The sequence below is a fragment of the Pararhizobium sp. O133 genome, assembly GCF_051669845.1.
Classification (GTDB): domain Bacteria; phylum Pseudomonadota; class Alphaproteobacteria; order Rhizobiales; family Rhizobiaceae; genus Pararhizobium.
The window spans coordinates 392,501-407,995 of sequence record NZ_CP196426.1; the positions used below are offsets into that span (position 1 = coordinate 392,501).

At 63.4% G+C, this 15,495-nt stretch carries 11 protein-coding genes (1 of these 11 running past the window's edge); 8 read left to right on the plus strand and 3 right to left on the minus strand.

Annotation, left to right across the window (positions count from 1 at the left end; translation table 11 throughout):
- The 7 genes from ACST81_RS01865 to ACST81_RS01895 all read left to right on the plus strand — a co-directional run.
- A protein-coding gene (locus ACST81_RS01865) for an ornithine cyclodeaminase family protein (RefSeq protein ID WP_438751108.1) crosses the window boundary here: on the plus strand, positions 1-618 show its 3' portion. Its footprint begins 324 nt before the window's first position; 618 of the gene's 942 nt are visible here — the last part of the coding sequence; its start codon lies beyond the left edge, outside the window; it ends in the stop codon at positions 616-618.
- Between the two features lie 166 nt (positions 619-784).
- Positions 785-1,993, plus strand: a complete 1,209-nt coding sequence (locus ACST81_RS01870) for an ABC transporter substrate-binding protein (RefSeq protein ID WP_438753324.1) — start codon at positions 785-787, stop codon at positions 1,991-1,993.
- 29 nt (positions 1,994-2,022) lie between these two features.
- Entirely contained in the window at positions 2,023-3,693 is a 1,671-nt protein-coding gene (locus ACST81_RS01875; protein ID WP_438751109.1) for an ABC transporter permease, read from the plus strand.
- Positions 3,694-4,353 (plus strand): ATP-binding cassette domain-containing protein, encoded by a 660-nt coding sequence (locus ACST81_RS01880; protein WP_438751110.1) that lies wholly within the window; start codon positions 3,694-3,696, stop codon positions 4,351-4,353.
- Positions 4,350-6,818, plus strand: a complete 2,469-nt coding sequence (gene hrpB, locus ACST81_RS01885; RefSeq protein WP_438751111.1) for an ATP-dependent helicase HrpB — start codon at positions 4,350-4,352, stop codon at positions 6,816-6,818. Before ACST81_RS01880 ends, hrpB begins: the two co-directional genes overlap by 4 nt.
- 16 nt (positions 6,819-6,834) lie before the next feature.
- Positions 6,835-8,154: an ActS/PrrB/RegB family redox-sensitive histidine kinase gene (locus ACST81_RS01890; RefSeq protein ID WP_438753326.1), complete on the plus strand. Its 1,320-nt coding sequence runs from the start codon at positions 6,835-6,837 to the stop codon at positions 8,152-8,154.
- Positions 8,155-8,229: 75 nt separating this feature from the next.
- Entirely contained in the window at positions 8,230-8,796 is a 567-nt protein-coding gene (locus ACST81_RS01895) for an ActR/PrrA/RegA family redox response regulator transcription factor (protein ID WP_438751112.1), read from the plus strand.
- Between the two features lie 279 nt (positions 8,797-9,075).
- Here ACST81_RS01895 and ACST81_RS01900 read toward each other — a convergent pair whose 3' ends face one another.
- On the minus strand, positions 9,076-9,609 hold the full coding sequence (locus ACST81_RS01900) for an MmcB family DNA repair protein (protein WP_438751113.1): 534 nt from the start codon (positions 9,607-9,609) through the stop codon (positions 9,076-9,078).
- Between the two features lie 181 nt (positions 9,610-9,790).
- On the opposite strand from ACST81_RS01900, the gene ACST81_RS01905 reads away from it, so the two are divergent.
- Positions 9,791-10,453 (plus strand): L,D-transpeptidase, encoded by a 663-nt coding sequence (locus ACST81_RS01905; RefSeq protein ID WP_438751114.1) that lies wholly within the window; start codon positions 9,791-9,793, stop codon positions 10,451-10,453.
- A 727-nt stretch (positions 10,454-11,180) separates the two neighbouring features.
- Here the strand turns inward: ACST81_RS01905 and ACST81_RS01910 are convergent.
- Together ACST81_RS01910 and ACST81_RS01915 are read right to left on the minus strand one after the other, a co-directional pair.
- Complete coding sequence (locus tag ACST81_RS01910) at positions 11,181-13,349, minus strand: malate synthase G (protein WP_438751115.1); 2,169 nt, start codon at positions 13,347-13,349, stop codon at positions 11,181-11,183.
- A 110-nt stretch (positions 13,350-13,459) separates the two neighbouring features.
- Positions 13,460-15,460, minus strand: coding sequence for a hydantoinase/oxoprolinase N-terminal domain-containing protein (locus ACST81_RS01915; protein ID WP_438751116.1), 2,001 nt, complete (start codon positions 15,458-15,460; stop codon positions 13,460-13,462).
- Between the last annotated feature and the right edge of the window lie 35 nt (positions 15,461-15,495).

The following is a 15,495-nucleotide window of genomic DNA, read 5'->3' on the forward strand; positions in this document are numbered from 1 at the left end:
ACGGCCGCGGCCTCGGCGCTGGCGGCCGACTATCTTGCCGCCAAGGACGCACAGCGCATGCTGATGGTCGGCGCCGGGCGCCTGTCGCAGAACCTGATCGAGGCGCATGCTTCCGTTCGCCCCCTCAAGGAGGTCTCGATCTGGGCGCGGGATCCGCGCAAAGCCGCCGCGACCGTGGCAGAGATCAAAATCCCCGGCGTTACCGTTTCGGTCGCCACCGATATCGAGGCCGCAGCCCGCGATGCCGACATCATCTCCTGCGCGACCCTGTCGTCCGAGCCGCTGATCCGGGGCGACTGGCTGAAGGAAGGCGCGCATCTCGACCTCGTCGGCGCCTTCAAGCCGAGCATGCGCGAATCCGACGACAGGGCGGTCGAGCGCGCGACATTGTTCGTCGATACCCGCGAGGGTGCGCTCAGCGAAGGCGGCGATCTCGTACAGCCGCTGCGGGCCGGGTTGATCAAGGCAGGCGACCTGCGGGCCGATCTGGGAGAACTGGCAAGCGGCCGGCATGCGGGCCGTACCCAAGTGAATGAAATCACCCTGTTCAAGTCCGTCGGTGCGGCGCTTGAGGATCTCGCTGGTGCGATCCTCGCCTTTGAGACCGTACGCGGCTGATATCTGACAGGAGGATGCCGCCACTAGGAGTTGACGCCGGCCGTCACCGGATCGTGATGGGGCAGGGCTGCGTACCCCGTTGACGGATTGTGGCCCGGGCTTAGGCTTGGGCTCTTTCGACACGGGTGGAGGCATCATGTTCACGTCAATCCGGCGCCTGCTGGCAATGGCTTTACTCGCCATTCCGGCCGGGCTTTCCAGTTTCGGTACCGCCGGCGCCACGGATGCGGCCAAATGGGACGAGGTCTTAGCCGAGGCGCGCGGCCAGACTGTCTATTTCAACGCCTGGGGCGGGTCGGAGAATATCAACGCCTATATCCGCTGGGCAGGTGAAGAAGTGAAGGCACGATTCAGCGTCGATGTCGTGCAGGTCAAGCTCGACGATACGGCGAAGGCCGTCTCGACCGTTCTGGCCGAGAAAATCGCCGACCGCGACAGCGACGGCTCGGTCGATCTCATCTGGATCAATGGCGAAAATTTCGCTGCGATGAAGCGGCAGGGCCTGCTGTTTTCACCGGGCTGGGCAATGCGGCTGCCGAACTGGCCGTTCGCCGACATCCGCAACCAACCGACGATCACCACCGATTTCACCATTCCGACAGACGGACTGGAAAGTCCATGGGGAGCCGCCAAGCTGGTGTTCTTCCATGACGAAGCCCGAACCGAAAAAAGCACGCTGCCTGATTCGGCGGCCGGGCTGCTGACTTGGGCAAAGGAACATCCGGGCCGGTTTTCCTATCCGCAGCCGCCGGATTTCATGGGGACGACCTTCCTGAAGCAGGTTCTGACCGAGACGATCGCCGACAAGACGAAGCTTCAGAAGCCGTTCGATGAGGCGACGTTTAAGCAGGACGTGGCGCCGCTGTTTGCCTATCTCGACCAGCTGCACCCGCTGCTTTGGCGCAAGGGCAAGGCTTTTCCGCAAAACTATCCGGACATGAAGCAGAAGCTCACCGATGGCGAACTCGACATCATCTTCGCCTTCAATCCGGCTGAGGCTTCGGCCGGAATTACCGCCGGTGAACTGCCGGACACCGTCCGGTCCTTCGTCTTTTCCGGAGGCACGATCGGTAATACGCATTTTGTCGCCATCCCTTACAATGCCAAGGCCAAGGCCGGCGCCCTGGTGCTGGCCAATTTCCTGCTGTCGCCGGAAGCACAGGCAAGGAAACAGGATCCGAAGGTCTGGGGCGATCCGACGGTGCTGGACGTGGCCGCATTGCCGGACAAGGAAAGTGCGGCGTTCCAGGCGCTCGATCTTGGCATCGCGACGCTTTCGTCCGATCAGCTTGGCCTTGCTTTGCCCGAGCCGCATCCGGACTGGATGACCCGGATCGAGTCGGAATGGATCAAGCGCTATGGAGCGGCAAACTGACCGGACCCATACGCGGAAAGATGCTGGACATGAAAAACCGCGCGCTGTCCGGTTTCCTTCTCGCCTGCCTCGGCCTGCCGGTCCTGTTCGGTCTTGCCGGCACGATCGCCCCGGCTTTCGGCTATCTGCCGGCGCTCGGCGGCGAGCATGTGAGCCTGGAACCGTTGCGCGCTTTGATGGCCGAACCGCATCTCGAGCGTTCGGCGCTCATCAGTCTCGCGGCGGGCTTGGTAACGACGGCGGTGTCGCTGGTCTTGGTGATGCTGTTTGTCGCCGGTTATGCCGGAACGAGGGTGTTTTCCCGCATCCAGCATCTGGTCTCGCCGCTTCTGTCCGTCCCGCATGCGGCCGCGGCCTTTGGGCTTGCCTGTCTCGTCGCGCCCTCGGGCCTCCTCCTGCGGCTGGTCTCGCCGGGATCGACGGGGTTCACGAGCCCGCCGGACTGGCTCGTGCCGCAGGATCCGTTGGGGCTGACGATGATGGCTGGGCTGATCGCCAAGGAAATGCCCTTTCTGTTCCTGGTGACGCTGGCAGCCCTGCCGCAGGTGCCTCTCACCCAGACGCGGCAGCTGGTGGCGAGCCTTGGCTACGGACGTGTCCGGGGTTTCCTGATCGGCATCTGGCCGCTCGTCTATCGGCAGATTCGCCTGCCGGTTTTTGCTGTTATCGCCTATGCCTCATCCGTCGTCGATGTGGCCATGATCCTTGGACCGACTTTGCCGCCACCGCTTTCGGTGCGCATAACCGTCTGGATGGCGGACAGCGATCTTACCCTGCGTTTTCTCGCCTCGGCAGGTGCCCTGCTGCAGCTCGGCGTGACGCTGGCCGCGATGCTTGTATGGCGGATCGGCGAGGTGGCGGGCCGCACGCTTCTCAAGCATATGTCCGTGTCCGGCAGGCGAAAGACCGGCGACCGCCTGATTCGACGGGCCGCCTGCGCCGGCATGACCGTGTCGGCTGCCGCGGTTTTCCTTGGCCTGCTTGTTCTGCTCCTCTGGTCGGTCGCCGGCCTCTGGCCATTCCCAGCCGTGCTGCCGCAGGACATGACCTTGAGAACCTGGGTCCGGGCCGTGCCGCAGGCCGGAGCGCCGATCCTGACGACGCTGGCATTGGCGATCGGCTCGGCCGCGATTGCCGTTCTGCTGGCGATCGGACTTCTCTGGCAGGACCGGCTTCACGGCAGCCGCGTCTTCCAATTCGCCCTCTATCTGCCTCTCATCGTTCCGCAGATCTGTTTCCTGTTCGGCATCCAGATTCTCGGTCTCCTGCTGGGACTCGATGCCTCCTTCCCGCTGCTGCTTTTCGTTCACCTGATCTTCGTTTCCCCCTATGTCTTTCTCTCCCTGTCGCAGCCCTGGCAGACGCTGGACCGTCGCTACGAACGGATCGCCGCGGCACTCGGGGCCGGACCCTGGCGGGTCCTGCTCAGCATCCGTCTGCCGATGCTGACGCGCGCCTGGCTGACGGCCTTTGCCGTCGGCTTTGCGGTTTCAGTCGGGCTTTATCTGCCGACACTCTTGATCGGGGCGGGGCGGATCACCACCATCACCACGGAGGCCGTCGCCCTATCTTCTGGCGGCGACCGACGGACCATCGGCGTTTATGCGCTGCTGCAGGCGCTATTGCCGCTCGTCGGATTTCTGATTGCGTCGCTGGTGCCGCACTTGCTATTTCGCGACCGGCGCGCAATGAGGATTTGAATGACTCCCGACGGCAAGACAGACGGCCTGCAGCTCAGGCGGATGACCATTGGCGTCGCAGGCAGGACGCTGCTTTCGCTGACGGCATCGGTTCGCCCGGGCGAGATCCTGACCGTGATGGGACCGTCCGGTTCCGGCAAGTCAGCGCTGCTTGCCGCTCTCGGCGGTTTTCTCGATACTGCCTTCACCGCGAGCGGGGAGATCCTGATCGACGGCAGCGATCTGACCGATATTCCCGCCGAAAAGCGCGGGGCCGGCATGCTTTTCCAGGATGCCCTGCTTTTTCCGCATCTCTCTGTCGGCGGCAATCTTCTGTTCGGCCTGTCCCCTGCGATCCACGGTGCGGATAAGCGGCGGCATGTGGTCGAAGAGGCGCTCGCGGAAATCGAGCTTACCGGCTTTTTCGACCGGGATCCGGCAACGCTTTCAGGCGGCCAGAAGGCAAGGGTGGCGCTGCAGCGGACCCTGCTGTCGGCACCGCGCTTCCTGCTGCTCGACGAGCCCTTTTCAAAACTCGACACCGATCTCCGGCACCAGATTCGCGATCTCGTCTTCACCCGTGCCAAAGCCTTGAAGCTGCCGGTCGTGCTGGTCACGCATGATCAATCGGATGCGCTGGCCGCCGGCGGCGAAACGGTCACCATCGGGGTGGAGCCATGAGCGCGATCGAAACCCTGCCGGACCTGCCGGTCCGCGCCATTCTGCCGGCGCTCGGCGAAGCTTTGGAGAAATCACCGGCCGTGGTTCTCTCGGCACCGCCCGGCGCCGGCAAGACGACGCTGGTGCCGCTGTTTCTCCTGAGCCAGGACTGGCGTGGCGATGGACGAATCATCCTGCTCGAACCGCGCCGGCTCGCCGCCCGCGCCGCCGCGGGCCGCATGGCGAGCCTGCTCGGCGAAACCGTCGGGGAGAGTGTCGGCTACCGCATGCGCCTCGATAGCCGGATATCAGCAAAAACGCGCATCGAAGTGGTGACCGAGGGTGTCTTTGCCCGGATGCTGCTCGATGATCCGGAACTGCCCGGCGTGGCGGCCGTACTGTTCGACGAATTCCATGAACGCTCGCTGGATGCCGATTTCGGCCTGGCGCTGGCGCTCGACGTGCAGCAGGCCCTGCGCGACGACCTGAAACTCATCGTCATGTCGGCGACGCTGGATGTCGGCCGTGTCCAGCAGTTGCTCGGAAATGCACCGGTCATCGAAAGCCTCGGACGCAGCTTTCCGGTGGATGTACGCTACCAGGAACGTCCACCGGCCGAACGCATCGAGGATGCGGTGACCCGCGCGATCGTCGAGGCGCACCGCAGCGAAACGGGCTCGATCCTTGCCTTCCTCCCGGGACAGGCCGAAATCACCCGGACCGCCGAGCGGCTGGAAGGCCGGTTCGGGCCGGAAACCTTGATAACGCCGCTGTTCGGCAATCTCAGCCAGAAGGAGCAGGATGCGGCGATCCGACCGGCGGCGGCGGGAACCCGCAAGATCGTTCTGGCGACCTCGATCGCCGAAACATCGATCACCATCGACGGCGTGCGCATCGTCATCGACAGCGGCCTGCAGCGGCTGCCGGCCTTCGAGGCATCGACGGGTATTACCCGGCTGGAAACCGTGCGGGTTTCGCGCGCATCGGCCGACCAGCGGGCGGGACGCGCCGGCCGAACGGAGCCGGGCATCGCCATCCGCCTGTGGCATCAGGGCCAGACGGCGGCGCTACCCGCCTTCACGCCGCCGCAAATCCTCGCAAGCGACCTCTCCGGGCTCGTGCTTGATCTCGCCCATTGGGGCGTCACCGATCCTGCCGGCCTTGCCTTTCTCGATTCGCCCCCGGCAACGACCTGGCAGGAGGCTAAGACGCTTCTCGTCCAGCTTGGAGCGATCGATACGAACGGGGCGCTCACAGTGCGCGGCAAGCAGATCAGGCAATTGGCACTGCCGCCCCGGCTCGCCGCGATGGCCGTATCGGCGGCTGAAGAGGGTCAAGCGGAGGAAGCCTGCCTTCTCGCCGTTCTGCTGACCGAACAGGGACTCGGTGGAAACAGCATCGATCTCGAGGACCGGCTTCGCCGCTTCAAGACGGAACGCGGCGATCGGGCCGACGCCTCGCGCGGCCTTGCCCGGCGCATGGCGCAATCCCTCAGCCCGAGAAAGCAATCCGGCGATCCGGTGCAGCCGGGCGTTCTTTTGATGCAAGCCTTTCCGGACCGGATCGCGCTGCAACGAGGCGGGCGCGGTCGGTTCGTCATGGCCAATGGCCGTGGCGCGGAATTGCCGGATACCGAGCGGCTGGCAGGGAGCGCGATGTTGGTCATCGCCGACCTCACCGGACGCGCCGGCGGGCAACGCATTCTCGCGGCGGCCGAAATCTCCCGGTCCGATGTCGAGGTGCATATGCCGCAGGCGATCGTGCGCGAGGACCAGACCTTTTTCGACCGGCCGAGCCGGCAGGTCCGGGCCCGGCGGGTCACGCGGCTCGGTGCCATCATCTTCGAGGAATCGCCGCTGCCCAAACCGAAGGGCGAGGCGACCGCGCGGGCGCTGGCCGAGGGTGTACGCCAGCTCGGTCTTGCCGTCCTGCCCTTTTCCAAGGAGGCGGCGCAATTGCGCGACCGAATCGGCTTTCTCCACCGGACCATCGGCGAGCCCTGGCCGGACATGACAGACGAAAACCTCCTGAACCGGATGGACGACTGGTTCATTCCCTTCCAAGGCGAGGCGCGCGGCATTGACGACATCCATCCGGGCAGCCTGTCGGAAGGGTTGCAGGCGCTGGTGCCGCATGAGGTCTCGCGTGATCTTTCCCGCCTTGCGCCGACGCATTTCGAGGCGCCGACCGGGCAAAGGCATCCGATCCGCTACGACGGCGACGAGCCGATCCTGTCGATCCGCGTGCAGGAATTGTTCGGGCTGAAGACGCATCCGGCCATCGGCGGCGGGCGCTTGCCGCTGCTTCTGGAGCTTGTATCGCCCGGCCACAAGCCGATCCAGACGACGCGCGACCTGCCGGGCTTCTGGTCCGGCTCCTGGAAGGATGTGCGGGCGGACATGCGCGGCCGCTATCCACGCCATCCCTGGCCTGAGGATCCGGCCAACGCCGCCCCGACGACACGGGCAAAACCGCGTGGTACATGACAATACGATGAGCATCATGACTGGAACCCGGATGGCGACGGCAGCAATCGACGCGGACGAATCAACGACAAGCCGGGTCCTGCGCCTGCAAACCATCGTCCGGCTGCGTTGGCTCGCCGTCGGCGGACAGACGATCGCGGTGGTCATCGTCGCCTTCTGGCTGCGGTTTCCGCTGCCGCTGATCGCCTGCTGCTTGCTGATCGCCTTCCTGGCCTGGGTAAACGCCTATCTGACTATCCGCTATCCGCCGACGCACCGGCTGCAGCCGCCGGCGGCCTTCGCGCTTCTTGGCATCGATCTTGCCCAGTTGACGGCCTTGCTGTTCATCACTGGTGGGCTTTCCAATCCCTTCGCGCCGCTCGTCTGCGTGCCGGTCATCATTTCCTCGACCTCGCAGCCGAAATGGCACAGCATCGCGCTCGCCAGCCTTGCCCTGATCGGCATCACCGCTCTTGCCTTCTCGCCCTTCCCGCTCCCCTGGTATCCAGGCGTGGTCCTGCTGGTGCCCCCGGTGCTCACCGCCGGCTTCTGGTTCGCCATCGTCGCGACCACGGTGTTTGCCGCCTTCTATACCTACCGCGTTTCGCTGGAAGCCAGCGAACTGTCGGAAGCGCTCGCCGCAACGGAACTGGTGCTGCAGCGGGAAAAGCATTTGTCGCAGCTCGATGGTCTCGCCGCCGCCGCCGCGCACGAACTCGGCACGCCGCTTGCCACCATCAGCGTCGTCGCCAAGGAAATGGAGCGGGAACTCGGTGACGACCCGCGATTCGGCGAAGACGTTCATCTGCTGCGCAGCCAGAGCGAACGCTGCCGCGACATCCTGCGCCGGCTCACCACGCTCTCTTCCGAGGACGAGGCGCATATGCGGCATCTGCCGCTGTCATCGCTGATCGAAGAGGTGATGGCGCCGCATCGAGAATTCGGCATCCAGATCAGGCTGGTCGAGCAGGGCAACCGAGCGACCGAGCCGGTCGGCAACCGCAATGCCGGAATTCTCTATGGGCTGGGCAACCTTTTGGAAAACGCTGTCGATTATGCCAAGAAGGAAGTGACGGTCACCGTCACGCACACGGCGGAGATCGTCTCGGTGACGATCGAGGACGATGGCGACGGCTACGCGCCGGATATTCTCAGCCGGATCGGCGAACCCTATGTGACCAAGCGGCAAAAGGACGACAGCGCCGGTGGGTTGGGCCTTGGCCTGTTCATCGCCAAGACTTTGCTGGAACGTTCGGGCGCCAAGCTCACCTTTGAAAATCGCGGTCCGGAGAAGCCGGGCGCGCGTGTCAGCGTGGAATGGCCGCGCATCCTGATGGATGGTAAGCTGGGGAAATGACTTTACCGCCTTTTGAACCGCGAATAAGCGACGCTACATAGAATCAGCAGGTAGACTGCATTCAAGGATGACGACATGACGGACAAACTCAGCGAATCCGATGCCGCGTTGATCGGTCAGGACACCACGCTTCTGATCGTGGACGACGACGCGCCCTTCCTGCGTCGCCTGGCTCGTGCCATGGAAACACGCGGCTTTGCCGTCGATATCGCCGAATCGGTCGCGGAAGGCATCGCCAAGGCCAAGACCCGACCGCCAAAATACGCGGTTGTCGACCTGCGTTTGGGTGACGGCAGTGGTCTCGATGTGATCGAGGCAATCCGTGCCCGACGCGACGACACCCGCATCATCATGCTGACCGGTTATGGCAATATCGCCACCGCCGTCAACGCGGTGAAGCTCGGCGCGGTCGATTATCTCGCCAAGCCCGCCGATGCCGACGACATCTTCGCGGCCCTTGTCCAGCGAGCCGGCGAGCGCGCCGAACCGCCGGAAAACCCGATGTCGGCCGATCGCGTCCGCTGGGAACATATCCAGCGCGTCTATGAAATGTGCGAACGCAACGTTTCCGAAACGGCGCGACGGCTGAACATGCATCGTCGCACGCTGCAGCGCATTCTGGCGAAACGCGCTCCCAAATAGGGTTTCGATCTAGAGCATCGTTCCCTTAATACGACCCATTCTGCTGGAAGGAATTTTGGCCAGAACCAAGGCGGCTGGCGAAAAGCGCAGCAGAAGCTGCGGTTGAGACGGCCACCGCCGGTCGTGGCCAAAATTCATCCAGCCCTTCGGGTTGGCTGAAAACGGCCGCCCACTGCGGCGGATGGCTGGACCGATGGATGCCGCATCGCTCTGCGCCATCCTTCTTGTGGATCGGCCGTTTTGAGCCAACAGAATGGATCGTATTAAGGGAACGACGCTCTAGACGTCGCCGTCGAGCGAACCGGACACGATCTCGCGCATCCGCGGGCTCGTGTCGCCGGCGCGATCGGCGGACCATTCCGCCAGCATCAGCCGCTGCGCCGCGACGCGGGCGAAATTCAGCGAGACCGATTTGCGCGTCGGAGCAGCCAGCCGGTGTTCCGGTGCGTCGCGAATCATCTCAGCGTCGTATCCATCCGACAGGAGCAGCCCGCATTCCTCCGGAAAAATATCGAGCGGCACGCCGTTGTGTGTCGCAAAGAAAAGCCGGTCGGAATTCATCCGGTAATCCGGCCATTTCCGATCGACGCGAAAATCCTCGATCGAGGTCTTGATCTCGACGATCCAGATATCGCCCTTGGGCGAGATCGAGATCAGGTCCGCGCGGCGCCCGCTCGACAGCGTCAGTTCCGGCAATACCGCATGGCGCATTTCATGCAAGAATCGCTGCACGCCGCGACGCACCATCAGCGCGCGCTGCGACTGTCGCCCGTCGATCAGGGGACTATCGTTGTGGATAGAAAGAATCGCCATGCATTAAACTCTGGCACAGAGCCGCTTTTGTTGCAAAAAAACAATCCGCTTGGAATTTGGACCGTGGCACGAAAATGCTGCAACGCATTCCCTTGCAATCAAGGTCTTAATCGAAAATAAACCATAATCGCTGATGGTCGAGACGACCCAGATATTCTTAGCTTCTTTTTAAGAGATCCCCATGCGCTTCCGCAATCTATTCCTGCTGTGCAGCCTCGCGGCAACCCTCGCCGTGGCCAGTTGCTCCACGGCGCCGATCACACCTATCGGCGAAAAAGTCGCGACCAACCAGATTTTCTCGGACGGTTACGGCCCGGTCGAAGATCACGGTTATGCGCTGCCGGCGATCCCGATCAAAAAGGTCAACGAGCGCTTCCATCGCCAGATCGTCGATTATGCGACGGATGAAAAGCCGGGCACGATCGTCGTCAATACGCCGAATCGCTTCCTCTATTTCGTGCTTCCGCGCGGCAAGGCCGTTCGGTACGGCATCGGCGTCGGCAAGGCCGGTTTCGCATGGGAAGGCCGCGCCTATGTCGCCTGGAAGCAGGAATGGCCGACCTGGCATCCGCCGAAGGAAATGGCTGTCCGCAAGCCGGACGTGGCGCAATATGTCGAGAACGGCATGGGCCCGGGCCTGCGCAACCCGCTCGGTGCACGCGCCATGTACCTCTTCAACGATGAAGGCAAGGACACGCTGTTCCGCATCCACGGATCGCCGGAATGGTCGTCGATCGGCACCGCCGCCTCTTCCGGCTGCATCCGCATGATCAACCAGGATATCATCGACCTCTATGCCCGCGTTCGTCCGGGCAAGAACACCAGGGTCATCGTTCAGCAGTAAAGCGCTTGGCTTCGTTGCAGAGACTTTCAGATCCCCGGCTTGTCCGGGGATTTTTGATTCGGCGATACGTACGGGTTCGCATCCACACGACGGATCACCGCCTGCGTTTTTCAAAGAACATGGAGAGCGCACGCGAAAGCGAAACCTCTCAAGGTTAAAGTTAGTGTGGCTTCGCTTCCGCGTGGCCTTTGGCTTGTCTCGGGGCTTCCGGCCCCTACGAATGGCGATCCTGTCTCGCTGCATCCCGGCATTGGCGCCAGAACTTGCATGGCTCAACCAAACCGCGGCCTGGAAGCCGCGGGGGAGACATTTTTCAAAGCGGTTTCCCGCTTCGGACACCATCCCCTGCATCGAGGACCGCACGTTACGGCCGCCGCTACAGGCACCAGCCCCCACCTGCCCGCGACCGTCTCGCGAAACACTCCGGTGATGGAGGCGACATCAGTATGGGGTGGATAGTGTCGGCGGGGATGAGCGGGGATGATTTTTTGTGAAGGATACAGTTGCCGGTGGAGCCGTTTCGAGTGGGGATATTTTCCCCGACGGCGGTGCCGCTGGGCTCGAGAAGACCCCCTCTGGCCTGTCGGCCATCTCCCCCACAAGGGGGGAGAAACCCAGCCGCCAGCCCTCGTTTCAGACACGGACAGAGCGGCGTGTTAAGCCCCTCCCCCTTGTGGGGAGGGGTTGGGGGAGGGGACTTTTCCGATCGCCCTGCCCCGCTGGTCGGTTACGCCGCCTGGCTCGCCTTCAGTTCCAGCCGGCGGCGATGGAGGACCGGCTCGGTGTAGCCGTTTGGCTGTTCGCGTCCCTTGAGGACCAGTTCGAGTGCGGCCTGGAAGGCGATGGATCCGTCGAAATTTCCGGCCATCGGCGTATAGGCCGCGTCACCTGCGTTCTGGCCATCGACGACATCAGCCATGCGCTTCATCGTCTCGACGATCTGCTCTTCGGTGACGACCTTGTGATGCAGCCAGTTGGCCATGTGCTGGGCGGAAATGCGCAGGGTGGCGCGGTCCTCCATCAGGCCGACATCGTTGATGTCGGGAACCTTCGAGCAGCCGACGCCCTGGTCGATCCAGCGGACGACATAACCGAGAATGCCCTGGGCATTGTTGTCCAGCTCGCGCTGGATTTCTTCCGGCGTCCAGTTCGGGCGCGAGGCGACCGGTACGGACAGGATATCGGAGAGCTTTGCCCGCGCACGGCTCTTCAAACCGGACTGGACCGCAGCGACATCGACCTTGTGATAATGCGTGGCATGCAGGGTTGCTGCCGTTGGCGAGGGAACCCAGGCGGTATTGGCGCCGGCCTTGGGATGGGCGATCTTTTGTTCGAGCATCGCCGCCATCAGGTCCGGCATGGCCCACATGCCCTTGCCGATCTGCGCATGGCCGGACAGGCCGCATTCGAGACCGATATCGACATTCCAGTTTTCGTAGGCTCCGATCCAGGCCGCCTGCTTCATGTCGCCCTTGCGAATCATCGGCCCCGCTTCCATCGACGTGTGCATCTCGTCGCCGGTGCGATCGAGGAAGCCGGTATTGATGAAGACGACCCGCTCCTTGGCGGCGCGGATGCATTCCTTGAGGTTGACCGTGGTGCGGCGCTCCTCATCCATGATGCCCATCTTCATCGTGTTCGGCACCATGCCGAGCGCCTGTTCGACGCGGCCGAAGATTTCCGAGGCAAAGGCGACTTCTTCCGGACCGTGCATCTTCGGCTTGACGACATACATCGAGCCTTCGCGCGAATTCATCCGGCGGCCGTTTTCGCCGATGTCGTAGAGCGCGATCAGGCCGGTAATCATCGCATCCATGATGCCTTCCGGAACCTCGTTGCCGTCGCGATCGAGGATGGCCGGATTGGTCATCAGGTGGCCGACATTGCGAATCAGCATCAGGGCGCGGCCCTTCAGCGACAGGTCCGATCCATCCGGCGCGGTAAAGATGGAATCCGGATTGAGTTTGCGCGTGAACGTCTTGCCGCCCTTGCTGACCTCCTCCTGAAGATCGCCCTTCATCAGGCCGAGCCAGTTGCGGTAGACGACCACCTTGTCCTGCGCATCGACGGCGGCAACCGAATCCTCGCAATCCATGATCGCGGTAATGGCCGATTCGAGGATGACGTCGGAAATATGCGCGCCGTCGTCCTTGCCGGTCGCCGTCGTGGCGTCGATGACGATCTCGATATGCAGGTTGTTCTTCTTCAGGAGCAGATGCGAAGGAGAAGCCGCATCGCCCCGATAGCCGGCAAACTGTTCGGCATTGGCGAGGGAGACATCGCCGGACGCGGTCGAGATCGACAGACGGCCGTCGCTCAAGGAAAAGCCTCTGACGTCGCTCCAACTGCCGCTCGAAAGCGGCGCGCTTGCATCGAGGAAGCCGCGCGCCCAGGCGATGACCTTCTGACCGCGAACCGGATTGTAGCCCGTGCTCTTCTCCGCGCCGCCCTCGTCGCCGATCGCATCGGTGCCGTAAAGCGCGTCATAGAGCGAACCCCAGCGGGCATTGGCGGCGTTCAGCGCATAGCGCGCATTCATGACGGGAACGACGAGCTGCGGGCCGGCGATATCAGCGATTTCCGGATCGACATGGCTGGTGGAGACGGCAAAATCCGGACCTTCGGGCAGGAGATAACCAATCTCGCGCAGGAAAGCTTCATAAACAGCCATATCGACGGGCGCGCCATTCTGCCGGTACCAGGTATCCAGCTGTTCCTGCAGCGCATCACGCTTTGCAATCAGGGTGCGGTTCTTCGGGGCCAAGTCATGGACGATCTGCGAGAAGGCAGCGAAAAAGTCGTCGGCATCGACGCCCGTTCCCGGCAATGCCTCGGCAACGAGGAAATCGTGCAGGTCCGCATCGATTGCCAACCCGTGTTTTTCTATCCGGCCCATGACCAACTCCATGAATTAACGCTTAAAGTGGGGAGGCGCGCAGTCTCTCATGGATTCGCTCCCAGTCAATGCAGCGATAATGCGAAGAATTATTTCCGAAAAGGAAAAGATCAATCGTGAGCGACGCGCGGACGGCCGCTGGCGACGGCGGTGAAGCGGGCTTCCACCAGCTTGCGGGTGCCCTCGATCTCAGGCGCATCGACATCCTCGCGGACAACGACGACAGGCTCATCCGCGCCGTTGGCCCGCGCCGACCTGAGTGCCGCCGTTTCCGCCCGTTCGCGGGCGAAGGCAAAAGCCTGGCCTTCATCGATAAAGCGACTGCTCGGCCCGGCACCGTTGACGATGAAAATGCCCTCTTCCGGCACCGTCACGAAGACGATCACCGAGGCCCGCACCTGGCCGACCACGGCGCCGACCGCGTTGGCAACGCCTGCTTCCTCGGGAATGCGCGATTCCGCCCCCAGCATCTCGGCGATGGCCGGATAATAGACGGGAGCCGACGCGCCGAGACCGACCAGCGGCCGATCGAGCGCCAGCGAAAAACCGACAATGCCCTTCTCGCGCTTCAGCGCCCGGTCAACCGCCACGGAAACCGCGGGATCGATCGTCGCGCCATCTTCCGCGAGGCACGAGGACAGGATGACTTCGGCGGACTGGCGCGTGAGCCGGGCGACGATCATCTCCGACAATTCCTCGGGCGTTGCCGCGATCGGCCGGCCTGAACCGTCGCGGATGCGCGCGGCGAGTTCCGCGCCAAGCCGGGCTGCGGTGGCATTCCACTGGCTCTGCCGCCCTAGAACATGCATGGCATCCGATGGCGTCACGCCGCAGATATGCACGACACCGCGCGAGACCAATTTGTCCAGCGTCGCTTTCTGCAGCGTGCTGGTCAGCAGGTTTTCGAGCGCGACCGGCACCGCGCCGATCCGCTCGTACAGCGCCTGTTCCTGCGGCTGCAGACCGCTCGCCAGATGATCCGGGAGGCCGGTGCGGACAGCAAAACGGCCATCGTGACGGCCGACATGGGCCGTGCGCAACTGCCGTTCGAGCACTGAAATCACCGCATCCGGATGCTGCGCGGCCGCGAGGCTGAGCGGCAGGAAACGGCGGGGACCGAGATCGATGGTCGCTTTCAGGCCGCGATCGTTGATGCGCACCTCCGAATCACCGCCAAGGCCGAACGTGCGCATGGCGACCGCTTCGACCATGGTGCGGAAACCGCCGACCACCGCACCTTCGCCATCCAGCCGAGGGCGACCCTGGTCGAGCACCGCTACATCCGTCGTCGTGCCGCCGATATCGGAGACCACGGCATTGTCGAGGCCGGTCAGGTGGCGGGCGCCGACGAGACTGGCGGCCGGACCGGAGAGGATCGTTTCGATCGGCCGCAGACGTGCCTCGGCGGCGGAAATCAACGCCCCATCACCACGCACCACCATCATCGGCACGTCGATGCCGCGTTCTTTCAGGAAGCCTTCGCAGGCGCCGATCAGCCGGTCGATCATCGAGACGAGACGGGCGTTCAGAAGCGTCGTCAGGGCGCGGCGCGGCCCGCCGAGCTTGGAAGACAGTTCGTGGCTGCAGGTGACTGGAAGATGCGAGACTTCGCGGATACGGTCGCGCACCCGCTGTTCGTGAGCCGGATTCCGCACGGCGAAATAACCGGCAATGGCAAAGGAGGAAACCTGGGTGGAGAGCTGCGGCAGAGCCTCGTCCAGCGCCGTCATGTCGAGCAGCGTTTCGCCGCCATGGACATTGTGGCCGCCGGGAAGGAAGATCACCGGATCGGAGCCCAAGGCCTCCTGCAGGCCGTCGCGTTTCAGGTCTTCCGGACCAAAGCCGATCATCACCAGCCCGGCCCGGCCGCCCTGCCCTTCCACCAGCGCATTGGTCGCCAGCGTCGTCGACAGCGAGACGAGGCCGATGGCCGACGCCGGAACCCTCGCCTGCTCCAGCACCGCCTCTACCGCGCCGGCAATGCCGACGGACAGATCATGGCGCGTCGTCAACGCCTTTGCCTTGGCGACCACCCCGGCCGTTTCGCTGAACAGAACCGCATCGGTATAGGTTCCGCCGGTGTCGATACCGAGAAGAAGATGGTCAGTCACAGAAACGTCCATTCAGGCAGCGCCGCAAACCCGGC

Coding starts and splice junctions, on each gene's coding strand:
- ACST81_RS01870 (WP_438753324.1), top strand. CDS start 785: ATGGCTTTACTCGCCATTCCGGCCGGGCTTTCCAGTTTCGGTACCGCC.
- ACST81_RS01875 (WP_438751109.1), top strand. CDS start 2,023: ATGAAAAACCGCGCGCTGTCCGGTTTCCTTCTCGCCTGCCTCGGCCTG.
- ACST81_RS01880 (WP_438751110.1), top strand. CDS start 3,694: ATGACTCCCGACGGCAAGACAGACGGCCTGCAGCTCAGGCGGATGACC.
- hrpB (WP_438751111.1), top strand. CDS start 4,350: ATGAGCGCGATCGAAACCCTGCCGGACCTGCCGGTCCGCGCCATTCTG.
- ACST81_RS01890 (WP_438753326.1), top strand. CDS start 6,835: ATGACTGGAACCCGGATGGCGACGGCAGCAATCGACGCGGACGAATCA.
- ACST81_RS01895 (WP_438751112.1), top strand. CDS start 8,230: ATGACGGACAAACTCAGCGAATCCGATGCCGCGTTGATCGGTCAGGAC.
- ACST81_RS01900 (WP_438751113.1), bottom strand. CDS start 9,609: ATGGCGATTCTTTCTATCCACAACGATAGTCCCCTGATCGACGGGCGA.
- ACST81_RS01905 (WP_438751114.1), top strand. CDS start 9,791: ATGCGCTTCCGCAATCTATTCCTGCTGTGCAGCCTCGCGGCAACCCTC.
- ACST81_RS01910 (WP_438751115.1), bottom strand. CDS start 13,349: ATGGGCCGGATAGAAAAACACGGGTTGGCAATCGATGCGGACCTGCAC.